The 12,041-nt window shown below is 51.3% G+C and carries 9 protein-coding genes; all 9 read right to left on the bottom strand.

All coding sequences use genetic code 11. The annotated features are described in order from the left end of the window. Window positions 1-34: 34 nt before the first annotated feature. The 9 genes from hflX to dusB all read right to left on the bottom strand — a co-directional run bounded on the left by hflX (window position 35) and on the right by dusB (window position 11,900). Window positions 35-1,306, bottom strand: coding sequence for a GTPase HflX (hflX, locus tag BLP79_RS06065; protein WP_090217311.1), 1,272 nt, complete (start codon window positions 1,304-1,306; stop codon window positions 35-37). Next, window positions 1,306-1,545, bottom strand: a complete 240-nt coding sequence (gene hfq / locus BLP79_RS06070; protein ID WP_008204623.1) for an RNA chaperone Hfq — start codon at window positions 1,543-1,545, stop codon at window positions 1,306-1,308. The genes hflX and hfq overlap by 1 nt, the downstream gene beginning before the upstream one ends. 125 nt (window positions 1,546-1,670) lie before the next feature. Beyond that, entirely contained in the window at window positions 1,671-3,122 is a 1,452-nt protein-coding gene (locus BLP79_RS06075) for a TrkH family potassium uptake protein (protein WP_090217618.1), read from the bottom strand. Between the two features lie 82 nt (window positions 3,123-3,204). Beyond that, the gene (trkA, locus tag BLP79_RS06080; protein WP_090217313.1) at window positions 3,205-4,581 is read right to left on the bottom strand and encodes a Trk system potassium transporter TrkA; all 1,377 of its coding nucleotides are present in this window, start codon (window positions 4,579-4,581) and stop codon (window positions 3,205-3,207) included. Between the two features lie 92 nt (window positions 4,582-4,673). Next, complete coding sequence (gene ntrX / locus BLP79_RS06085) at window positions 4,674-6,089, bottom strand: nitrogen assimilation response regulator NtrX (protein WP_090217315.1); 1,416 nt, start codon at window positions 6,087-6,089, stop codon at window positions 4,674-4,676. Next, on the bottom strand, window positions 6,086-8,365 hold the full coding sequence (locus BLP79_RS06090) for a sensor histidine kinase NtrY-like (RefSeq protein WP_090217316.1): 2,280 nt from the start codon (window positions 8,363-8,365) through the stop codon (window positions 6,086-6,088). The genes ntrX and BLP79_RS06090 overlap by 4 nt, the downstream gene beginning before the upstream one ends. 99 nt (window positions 8,366-8,464) lie before the next feature. Then, window positions 8,465-9,832 carry a response regulator gene (locus BLP79_RS06095; protein WP_090217318.1) on the bottom strand — a complete coding sequence of 456 codons (1,368 nt, stop codon included), beginning with the start codon at window positions 9,830-9,832 and terminating at the stop codon, window positions 8,465-8,467. Window positions 9,833-9,837: 5 nt separating this feature from the next. Next, a complete protein-coding gene (locus tag BLP79_RS06100; protein ID WP_090217320.1) occupies window positions 9,838-10,917 on the bottom strand; it encodes a two-component system sensor histidine kinase NtrB in 1,080 nt (359 codons plus the stop codon). Continuing rightward, window positions 10,914-11,900, bottom strand: coding sequence for a tRNA dihydrouridine synthase DusB (dusB, locus tag BLP79_RS06105; RefSeq protein ID WP_090217322.1), 987 nt, complete (start codon window positions 11,898-11,900; stop codon window positions 10,914-10,916). The genes BLP79_RS06100 and dusB overlap by 4 nt, the downstream gene beginning before the upstream one ends. Between the last annotated feature and the right edge of the window lie 141 nt (window positions 11,901-12,041).

A 12,041-nucleotide genomic window follows, 5' to 3' on the forward strand; every position in this document is an offset into this window, starting at 1 on the left:
TCACCACCGGCCTTAAACATTCAATAAATAAATATCACAGTTTGTGGAATTGCGCGCGCTGCTTATCGGTCCATAATACATTGAGCGCAAACCCTGTTTCGGATTGCTCTTCATTTTGCACAACGTCCTGTGCGAACAGCCAAGCACGTTCTTTGCCTTGAGAGAATGCCAACTCTAAATGCTCTTCACGGCGAACGCCTTGCAGCTTAACCGCAATCGTGCCCAGCAAATCCTCTAGCCCCTCACCTGTAAGGGCCGATATTGCATGCACCCCATCTTCGCGTGCGGCACGGTCGCGTCTTGCCAATGCCTCCTCTTCAGGCATCAAATCAAGCTTGTTCCAAACCTCAAGCATCTCGCGATTTTCATCAACACCAAGAGAGCCCAGAATAGCCTCTACATCTTCGGCTTGGGTCACCGTCTCGTCATGGCTGATATCACGCACATGCAAAATCACATCCGCTGCCAAAACTTCCTCAAGGGTCGCGCGAAACGCCGCAACCAATTCGGTAGGCAGATCAGAAATGAACCCTACCGTATCGGATAAGATCACCTCAGGACCATCGGGCAAAACAACACGGCGCATCGTAGGGTCAAGTGTCGCAAACAGCATGTCTTTTGCCATGACATCAGCGCCTGTTAATCGATTGAAAAGTGTAGATTTTCCCGCGTTGGTATATCCAACCAACGCAACAATCGGATAAGGAACCTTAGCCCGTGCCGCGCGGTGAAGCGAACGTGTCTTTACAACTTTCTCCAACTGACGTCGCAAACGCACCAATTGATCATCAATTGCGCGGCGGTCAGCTTCAATCTGTGTTTCACCAGGTCCACCAACAAAGCCCAATCCGCCCCGTTGCCGTTCCAGATGGGTCCACGCGCGAACAAGTCGCGTGCGTTGGTAGCTAAGCGCAGCCATTTCAACCTGAAGCACACCTTCGCGCGTTCGCGCGCGATCAGAAAAAATCTCAAGGATCAGACCCGTTCGGTCCAGGATCTTAACTTTCCAGGCTTTCTCAAGATTGCGTTGCTGTACAGGCGTGACGGGACCATCGATGAGCACCAGCTCAACATCTTCGCCCTTCAACATCTGCGCCAATTCTTCAATCTTGCCGGACCCAAACAGCATACCCGGTTGTGCTTTAGGCAAACGCACAACTCCACTGCCGACCACATCAAGGTCAGGTAACGCAATCGCCAGAGAAACGGCTTCTTCTAACGCAGCGCTGGGATCACGCCGCGTCGCTTCTGTCTTTATATCCGGATGCAGAACCCAAGCCCGGGTGCGCACCCTATCATGTTCCATCAAGAGGCGTCTTCACCTTCATAAAGGCTGATCGGCTGTGCAGGCATGATCGTTGAGATAGCGTGTTTATAAACCAACTGTGACTGACCATCCCGGCGCAAAAGAACGCAGAAATTGTCAAACCATGTGATGACACCCTGAAGTTTTACACCGTTGATCAGAAAGATTGTGACGGGAACCTTGGTTTTGCGAACGTGATTCAGGAAGGCATCCTGAAGGTTTTGTCTGTCCGAAGCCATTTTTATTATCTCTCTTTTGTTCTTGCCACGCGCTGCGGATCAACGCGTCCGGTCTTAAAATTATGGAACGTCACGCCTGTTTCCAGAGCTACGACCTCCACCACCTTATGGTTAACTGTGAATGATCAACTGCGCCAGAGGTTTGGCGACAGAAGCGCAATAAGAGCCAAAGTTTCCAACCGCCCTAGCACCATTGCCACACATAGAACCATTTTGGCGGGTGCCGCTAGGATATCAAGCTGTATCGGTGCACTCCCTGCCAGGTCAATCAAAGGTCCAGTGGTCGAAAGCGCCGCAATAGATAAGATCAACGCCTGCTCAAAATTCGCACCAAAAATCGACAGGGTCGTACTGATCACTGCTAAAGACAAAGCAAACAGCATGAAAAACACCCATGCAACATAGGCGCCATTTCGTTGCAACCTCTGCCGTCCTCTTGCCTCACCACTTACCGAGGATGGATGCATAAGCCGTTCCATCTCGCGCATACCATTAAGATAAAGCGCATAAACCCGCAGCAATTTCACACCGCCTGCTGTGGTCGCTACACCACCTCCGACCATCGCCATACCAATCAGGATCATCCCGGGGGTCTCTAATCCTGACCATCGTTGTGCGGCATCCCAATCCGAGCTCTCAAATCCAGTGGTCGAAAGAAAAGACAAAACCGTAAACAAAGATCCCCAAAGTGAACGCAGCGCTTGTCCAAAATCACTTGTCGCATCAACTTCAAATGCCGCGAGCCAGTGTCGTAAAAACAGCATCAATGGAACGACCAAAATAAACATCAAACCAAGCCGAAACTCAGGATCCTGATCCAGCCGACGTGCCCCCGTAATCAACGTGTCTGTGGAAAACGTCAGTCGCGACACTGCAAAGAACATGAACAAGAAGATGATCATTTCACCTCCTAACCCACTGTTTCCATTCTCTAAGCCACCGATAGCGGAAATCCCTGAAGTCGACATAACCGACATCGCGTGCACAAGTGCTACAAAACTCGTATCCCCTACAACGATCAACAAAAGCCACAAAACGAAGGTCAGGCCTATATAAATAGGCGCAAGGTTCTTTGTGACGACACCTAGCAATCGCCGCGCGTTACCTTGTTCAACAAAGGGGATCGTCGCTCGCTTGCCCGGTTCGCCACGCGCTGTAACCTCGAACCCACCAAGCGAGAGCGGTGCAAGAACTGCTGACGCAGCAATGAGCATCAGTAGTCCGCCCATCCATCCAACCATGCCCCGCCAGAGATGCAAGCTGGGAGGCAGTCTCATTGGGTCATTGTAGATGTCCGCGCCCGTCGTGGTAATAGCGCTCACCATATCAAAGTAAGCGTTCAAAAACCGTGTGTTACCAAGCGCATCTGAGACAGGCATAGCTAGGAAAACGGGTAGCACTACGAAGGTCGCCAGCAAAGAAAGCAACTGGCCCGGCATGCCATATTGCGGCACTTTGTCACCCAATGACAAGCCAATTACAGCAACCAACATGAGCCCCAAAATACCGGAATAGAAAAAGCTCTGCGAGGTTTGGTGATCATCTATCACCAGAGCATGAACCGCGGGTACCCACATCGCCAGTGCCGCAATACCCCAGATCAACAAGAAAAGAGGAAGAGCCGCTCTTCCCTTCTTTTTCTTATGCTTACGTGGCATTTTAGAAGTATTCGATAGAGACTTGTAACAGGCGCTCTACCTCTGGCACATCACTGGCCATCGCAAACATCGCAATGACATCACCGTCCTCGATCCGCAAATCTCCTGTCGGACGTTTCATTTCTCCGTTTTTCACAACGCCACCGACAAGCACACCTTCAGGAAAATCAATCTCACGAATGGTTTGCCCCGAAATCGGAGATGTTGAAAGAACTTGTGCCTCAATAACCTCTGCTTCTGCGTCCCCAATGGAATACACTTGGCGCACACGGCCATAGCGAATATGGCGCAGGATCGAACTCACGGTGGTCGCACGTGGGTTGATATACGCATCAATCCCAAGGTGCGCTGTCAAAGGCACAAGTGTTGGATCATTAATCAATGCAATAACAAAGGGGCATCCTTGCGCTTTGGCACGTACCGCCGCCAGCAGATTCGTTTTATCATCATCGGTTACAGCAAGCATCGCATCTGCACGCTCAATCCCGGCCTCGCTCATCAATGAACGATCCAAACCATCCCCGTTCAAAACAATCGTGCGCTCTAAACCCTCTGCAGCGCGTTCTGCACACTTACGATCACGTTCGATGACTTTAACACGGGTTCTGACTGTCTGAGCCTCTAGCGCTTTTGCGACCTCAAGCCCAACATTTCCGCCACCAACAAGAACAAGGCGATCTTGACGTTTTTCAGTTTTTCCAAATACTTCAATCGTGCGGCTCACGTCATCAACGTGGCAAAACACATAACAACTATCCCCCGTAAACAGCTGATCTCCAGGTTCTGGCGCAAAAAGATTATTGTCACGGCGCACCCCAACCACCTGCGCACGTAGAGTAGAGAACAGATCCGTTAGTTGCCGCAACGGCGTATTCACAACCGGGCAATCTTCATCCACGTGAATACCAAGCAGTTGCGCCTTACCTTCCATAAAGGTTTCAATGTCAAAGGCCGCTGGTGCAGAAAGGCGCTGCATCGCCGCAACGGCAACCTCCTGCTCTGGGCTGATGACCACATCAATCGGCAGGTGATCACGACGATATAGATCGGAATAGATTGCATCTGTGTAATTCTTTGACCGCAGCCGTGCGATCTTTCGCTGCACAGAGAAAACCGAATGCGCAACCTGGCAAACAACCATATTCACTTCGTCAGAATGGGTCGCTGCAATGATCATATCCGCATCGCGCGCACCAGCACGATCAAGTACGTCAGGGTATGAAGCAAAGCCCGCAATCCCTTGAACATCAAGCGTATCAGTCGCAACACGTACAAGTTCTGGATTGTTATCCACAACCGTTACATCATTGTGTTCACCAGAAAGATGGCGCGCGATTTGCCAGCCAACCTGCCCTGCACCACAAATGATTACCTTCATGATATTGATCCTTGGCTGCCTTGCGTCATTTGAATGACAGATGGCAGCAAAGGGGTCAATTCAATTGTAAACAAAGCGATAGCAGCCTTCCCTTAAACAGCTTCTGCGGCCTCATCATCCTCAACATGTGCAATGCGTGCCCCAGATTTATTGGAGGTCACAACGCCCAACGATTTTAATTTGCGATGCAACGCTGAACGCTCCATTCCGACAAACGAGGCAGTACGGCTGATATTACCGCCAAACCGGTTGATTTGCGTTAGCAAGTATTCACGCTCAAACGCTTCACGAGCTTCACGCAATGGCAAAGTAGCTAAAGCACCAGAAAGGACAACCCGACCATCCTGATTTGGCTTCTCATCTTCTCGCGGCAAGTCGCGTGCCTCAATCAGCTCTGCTGTATCGCCAAGGATCAGCACCCGTTCTATCATGTTCTTTAGCTGCCGCACATTTCCAGGCCAAATCATGGTTTGCAGCAGTGCCTCGGCTTCCTCAGAAAGCTTTCGCAAAGGAAGACCTTGCATTTCATTGAAATGCTTCAAGAAATGAGACGCCAACAACGGAATATCCTCACGACGATCTTCCAAAGATGGCACATGGATCGGCACGACATTCAAGCGATGGTACAACTCTTGGCGGAACCTCTCAGCCGCGATTTCCTGTTCCAAATCTCTATTAGTTGACGAAATCACGCGTAAATCAACACGTACATTCTCGGTTCCACCGACACGCTGAAATTGCTGGTCAACAAGCACCCGAAGGATCTTTGACTGCGTCCCAAGCGGCATATCCGCGACTTCATCGAAAAAGACAACGCCACCGCTTGCCTGCTCCAACAAGCCCGGCTCAATTCCACGTTCCCCACTTTCCTTACCAAACAGAACCTCCTCCATACGGTCAGGTTCGATATTGGCACAATTTACTGTCACAAACGGGGCAGAGGCGCGGTTTGAATGGGCATGAATATAGCGCGCAGCAATCTCTTTCCCGCTGCCTGCAGGTCCAGCAAGCATGACGCGGCCATTGGATTTTGTAACTTTATCCAATTGCCCAATCAAACCGCGGTAGGCGGCTGAGGCACCGATCATATCACTGGCGCCAGACTCTTTGCGTCTTAGACTGGAGTTCTCACGGCGCAAACGCGACGCTTCCATCGCCCGCTTAATAACGACCATTAATTGGTCTATATTAAATGGTTTTTCGATGAAATCATACGCCCCTTGCCGGATAGCTGCGACCGCAATTTCAATATTTCCATGGCCAGAAATAATAACAACCGGGATCTCTGGCATATCACGTTTGACGGTCTTCAAGATATCGATGCCGTCCATCTGACTGTCTTTCAACCAGATATCCAAGATCAACAGCGAAGGCGCTTCCTGATCCAGCTGCGACATGCACTCATCCGAGTTGGCCGCCTTTCGCGTCGTAAATCCTTCATCCTCTAGGATATCAGAAATCAACTCACGAATGTCGCGTTCATCATCAACAATCAGAATATCACTCATGTCAGACCTGTTGCTATCATTGTGTTATGGGGGGACATACCGTCTAAACTGGCGGGCAGACGGATCACCGCCATTGCGCCGTAATGGTTTTGCCCTTCAAAAATCGGTGCATCCTCAAGAATGAGAGATCCGCCGTGCTCCTCGATGATTTTTTTAACGATGGGGAGACCAAGACCAGTGCCCTCATCTCGCGTGGTTACATAGGGTTCGAACAACCTGGCTCGGTCTTCGGGCAGTCCGATGCCGTTGTCCGCAATCGTAATCACATGCATCTCTCCGTCATCGTGCAAAGAAACGCGAATTTCTGGAATAAACTCTGGCGCATCAGAACGCCCCTTCAAACTTGTAATTGCTTCGCCAGCATTCTTGATCAAGTTCGTCAATGCCTGCCCGATCATGGTGGCATCCAATTCCGCCATAAGTTCGCCTTCAGGCAAGTCTGACGTAATCTTCAAATCTGGCTGCCCCGATTCTTGCAACAAAACAGCCCCTCGGACGAGATCCGATAGATCCTCTGAACGACGTTTGGGTTCAGGCATTCTGGCAAATTTAGAGAACTCATCAACAATGCGGCGTAAATCATTGGTTTGGCGAATAATTACCTCGGTCATACTTTGTAGTTTTTCGCTATTTTCCTCAATAAGCAATGGGGAAAATTTGCGTTTAATCCGCTCAGCGCTCAGCTGAATAGGTGTCAGCGGGTTCTTGATCTCATGCGCAATACGACGTGCGACATCTCCCCAGGCTGCCATTCGTTGCGCGCTCACAAGGTCAGTCACATCATCAAATGCCAGCACATAGCCTTCCAATGTCCCGTTTTCCGACCGTCGCGGCGACATGCGCAACAGTAGGTTCTCTAAGCGTCCGTGCCGCGTGACCTTCACCTCTTCTTGAACCACTTCGGCGCGACCTTCGACCAACTGCTCAAACAAGGCGCCAAATTCAGGGACAGCTACAGAAATTGCTACGTTCTTTTGGGTCTCTTGCCAGTCCAAAAGACGCTCAGCCGACCGGTTCACAAATGTAATGCATCCTTTATCATTTAACCCAACGACACCAGAAGTCACCGAAGACAGAACAGAATCAAAAAGGCGACGGCGTTGTTCGATTTGCTCTGTGTTCTCAAGCAGGGTTTCATGTTGTGTGTTCAGCTCGGCCGTCATCTGATTAAAATATTGTCCAAGCTGGGCAATTTCGTCCCCATCCTCCTCGGTTGGAACTTTTACCGAGAAATCGCCTGCCCCGACACGTTGCGCTGCAACCGTCAAACGGCCCACCGGGCGTGAAAGACGTTCAGCAAACCACATCCCCAACCATATTGCAGCCAGCACAAGGATAAGAACAAACCCCAAGTACAACAGTGCAAATTCAAACATGACACGGCCGCGGTCATTCTCCAGCTGATAATACAGATCCACTGTCTTTTGCGTGTCATCCAACAGTTGAAGCAGATCCCCCTCCACTTCACGACTTACATAGACATATCGATCCACGTAATTCTCTAGATGAACAAGCGCGCGAAATTCGTTGTTTTGCCAATCTTCAATGATCAAAATACGCTCATTGCGGGCCGCTTTAAAATCGGTGGCGCTTGGCTTTTCATAGTCAAATTTATAAGATCGCTCACCCCGTAGCCGGATTTCACCCGCACCATCAACGATATAAGCTTCGCGCAAGCCACGCTGGATCAACAATTGACCTTGAGTCAAAACTTCACGCAGACCACCTTCGCTGATGTAGTAATCCCGGCGCCGTTCGGTTTCTAGGAATTGCGCTAAAGCCAGTGCATCGTCAGTGAGATCCCGACGTTGAACCTCTTGATAGGCTTCTGCCGCTGCGAGTGAGCTGCCCACAGCGTCCCGAACACGGTTGGAAAACCATCCTTCCATGCCCACGTTCACAGTAATAACTGCAAAAACGGCCACAATGACGGCTGGAACCAGCGCTAAAAATGCAAAGGTTCCCGTAAGCCGTAAGTGTAGGCGGGATCCCGCCGATTTTGATCGGCGGGCTGCTCTGAGGCGCAAAATCTGCGTCAGAACCAGTACCGCAATCGACAGGATATAAACCAGATCCGCCAATAAGATGAGTCGCAGAGACGGAGATGCAGACCCCTGATTCAAAGGACCAATGACCAGATAGGTCACCACTGCCAACAATGGTCCAAGGAATACCAGACCAAATGTCGATAAATTGCGTGCTCGACGCGATTTTCGCCACCGATCCAGTGCCAACCATGCACCATACGCAGAGCGTAATTGTGACCTATGCGCCACCGACTGCCCTCACCCTGATGTGTTGTCTTTCTAGACAACCGCCACATTTAGTGACTCGATCCAGACCTTTGGCCCAGACGTCACTCTTATGTGACTAGATTACATCAGTTTGCGTCGCCGTGTCACCTCAATATCGAGATCAGTAATTTTTTTACGGAGCGTATTACGGTTGATCCCCAATAATTCAGCGCATCTCGCTTGATTTCCGCTGGTTGCGGACAGCGCAATCTCAATCATCGGCGTTTCGACCTCACGCAAAATACGTGTGTACAGCCCGGGAGGCGGTAACATGTCCCCGTGCAGATCGAAATAGCGTTGCAGATGGCGCGCAACCGAATCTGATAGTTTTTCATTACTCGCTCCAGTGACATTGGGTTCGGCAGCGGTTTGTGGGCCCAATGCAGAGGCAACATCAACCTTGGAAATCTCTTCTCCGCGGGCGGTTAACGCCAAACTTCTGATTACATTCTCCAACTGGCGTACATTGCCCGGCCATGCATAATGGCGTAAAAGATCCGTCGCATCATCGTCCAGAACCCGATGTGGAGCCCCTTCATTCTCGGCCCGGATCAGGAAATGCGCCGCCAACAGCGCGATATCTTCAACACGTTCTCTAAGAGCAGGCACGCGCAATTCCGTACCACAAATCCGGTAATACAGATCCTGCCGCAGGCCACCATGTTCGAGCAACTCATTCACATTTTTCTGGCAAGTCGCCATGAAACGTGGCGCGTGTTCACCGGGCGTGTCAATCATACGAACCAGACGGGCCTGAATTTCGTCCGGCAGATCGGCGATCTCATCAATCAACACGGTTCCGCCCTTGGCCTGTGTGAGCAACTGTGCTGGCCCCTCCAACGAGGTCAACTGTCCCGGCGTAGCCGTTACAAACGGTAAATTACGACGATCCGAAAAATCATGAATAGCCCTTGCAATCAGTGACTTGCCTGTCCCACTTTCTCCAGTGATCATCAAAGGCATGTCAGAATTCATCACGCGCGCAATCAATCGGTACAGCGCCTGCATCACCTCAGTACGCCCGACCAAGGGGAGTTCTTCAGGTCTCTCTTCCAACTGAATACGAGAATTAACAGGCGCGCTGCGCGTTTCATTCAACGCTTTTGCGGTGCGCTTCATCAATTCGGGAAGGTCAAAAGGTTTTGGCAGATAGTCATACGCATCTGCTTCAGCTGCCTTGATCGCAGTCATGATGGTGTTTTGCGCAGAAATTACGATCACCGGCAGACCGGGACGATCTTCCGCAATCTTCGGCAACATCTCCAAACCATTTCCATCGGGCATCATCACGTCCGAAATCACCACATCCCCTTTCCCTTCGGCAACCCACCGCATCAAGGTGGTAAGGGAAGAGGTTGCATGCACACGGCACCCTGCTCGCGTCAGCGCCTGGGTTAAAACGGTGCGGATCGTGCGATCATCATCTGCGACAAGAACGGTTCCGTCCATCGGAGCTACTCCTTGGGTTTTCGCTGGCGCGGTTCGCGCGGTAGCGATAGTCTAAATTTCGTTTCGCCGGGTTTGGATTGAACAGAAATCCATCCCTTATGGTCGGCGATAATCTTACTCACCAGCGCAAGCCCAAGACCCGTGCCATTTTCACGTCCCGATACAAATGGATCAAAGATGTCATCTTTGATTGCCATTGGCAGGCCGGGACCGTCGTCAATAATCTCAATCTGCAAAGGCAATGCATCCCCCGTGCCATCACTGCGTCGCAGATTAAACGAATGCTCGTAGTATGTCCGAAGGCGAATAACGCCGCCATCACCACCACAGGCTTCCGTCGCATTACGTAACAAGTTCAGTATCACCTGCAGTAGCTGATCTGCGTCTCCCCAGGCTGGCGGCAAGGAGGGATCATAATCCTCTACAATCGTCATCTGGGCACCAAATCCTAAAATTGCAGAACGGCGCGCCCGGTCCAAAACATCATGCAGGTTTACGGGCTGGAAATCTGGTTCAGTCAGATTTCCAAACTGCTCCACCTGCTCTAGCAATTTCACGATCCGTCGGCTTTCGCTCACGATCAGATCGGTCAACTCCAGATCTTCTGGGGCCAGGTTCATGCTCAGCAATTGCGCAGCCCCCGTAATGCCTGCCAGCGGGTTCTTAATCTCATGCGCCAGCATCTCAGCCATGCCAATGGCTGATTGCGCAGCGGATTTTGCAGAATGATTGCGCGTCAGACGGCCCGCCAATTCACGTGGGGACAGCATCAGCAACATGATCCCCTCTTGGCCTTGCAACGGTGCAACCTGCACGCCGCACTGCAACGGTGATCGTTGTCGCGTGCCAACGTCGATATCATTCACAAACAAGGTTGTGCTCTGGGCACGCGCGCGCTTAAACGCTTCTTCGATTGGCGCATCAATCGTAAGCAGGTCCCAGATGGTTTTACCAATGACGCTCTTGCGAGAGCTGTTCAAAAAACCTTCCGCCGCAGAGTTCACATCCGTGATTGTGTTGTCTTCTCCGATCAGGAAGCTGGGCAATGGAATGGAGGCCCAGAGCAATGTATCGACCAAAGTCATGCCACCATCTCCCCCTCATCTGAGGCCAAAGCATCTGGCAAAAGCCGCAAAACATCTTCTGGTTTTTTTGAGGTAAGGACTGATTTACGCAAAGCCGCGCCTGTGCGCGCCTCATCCATATACCACCCCAAATGTTTCCGCGCGACGCGCCCCCCTAGATCTGTCCCGTAGAAAGAAAGCATGGTCTCATAATGGGTTGCTACTAACACCACCAAGTCATCGCCCACAGGGATTTTGGGGGCAGCATGGCCCCACAGATCATGCGCGACCTCCGCCAAAAGCCAGGGTTTGCCCTGCGCACCACGACCAATCATGACACCATCAGCCCCTGAGGCTCCCAGCGCAGCCTGTGCCGTTTTACTATCCACAATGTCACCATTGGCTAGCACCGGTACACCAACAGCCTGTTTCACAGCGGATATCGCCTCCCAATCGGCGGAGCCTTTGTAGAACTGACATCGCGTGCGCCCATGTATCGTCACCATCTGGACACCTGCATTTTCGGCACGGTGGGCGACATCCGCTGCGTTCAGGCTGTTGTCATCCCATCCCAAACGGGTCTTTAGTGTTACAGGAATATCAACCGCTTCCACGACAGCCTCGATCAAAGACAACGCGTGGTCCGGCGTTTTCAACAAAGCTGAGCCCGAATAACCATTCGTCACCTTCTTTGCAGGGCACCCCATGTTGATATCTATAATACGTGCGCCGCGATCTGCGACTTGGCGCGCCGCTTCTGCCATCCAATAAGCGTCTCGCCCGGCGATCTGCACAGATGTATTTTCAACATCCGCACTCAGCTCTGCGCGCTCGCGCACGCCGGGTTTCGATTGAACCATCTCCTGACTGGCGACCATCTCGCTCACCATAAGACCAACGCCAAAAGAGCGCACCAGATCACGAAATGGGCGATCTGTGATTCCCGCCATTGGCGCAAGCGCGATAGGAGGAGAGAGCGATGTAGGTCCGATGTCAAAAGACAACTGCTTAATCCTTGTGCAATTGAGGTTAATTTAGCCCAAGATGCCTCTATGCTACAATGAGAGCTCGGTTGGCAATGCTCAGCAAAATGGCGAGTGCCTAATTTTTAATCACAGCTTTAGGGGTTATTGCCTCTCCCTGCA

This window comes from Epibacterium ulvae, from assembly GCF_900102795.1.
Taxonomy (GTDB): Bacteria; Pseudomonadota; Alphaproteobacteria; order Rhodobacterales; family Rhodobacteraceae; genus Epibacterium; species Epibacterium ulvae.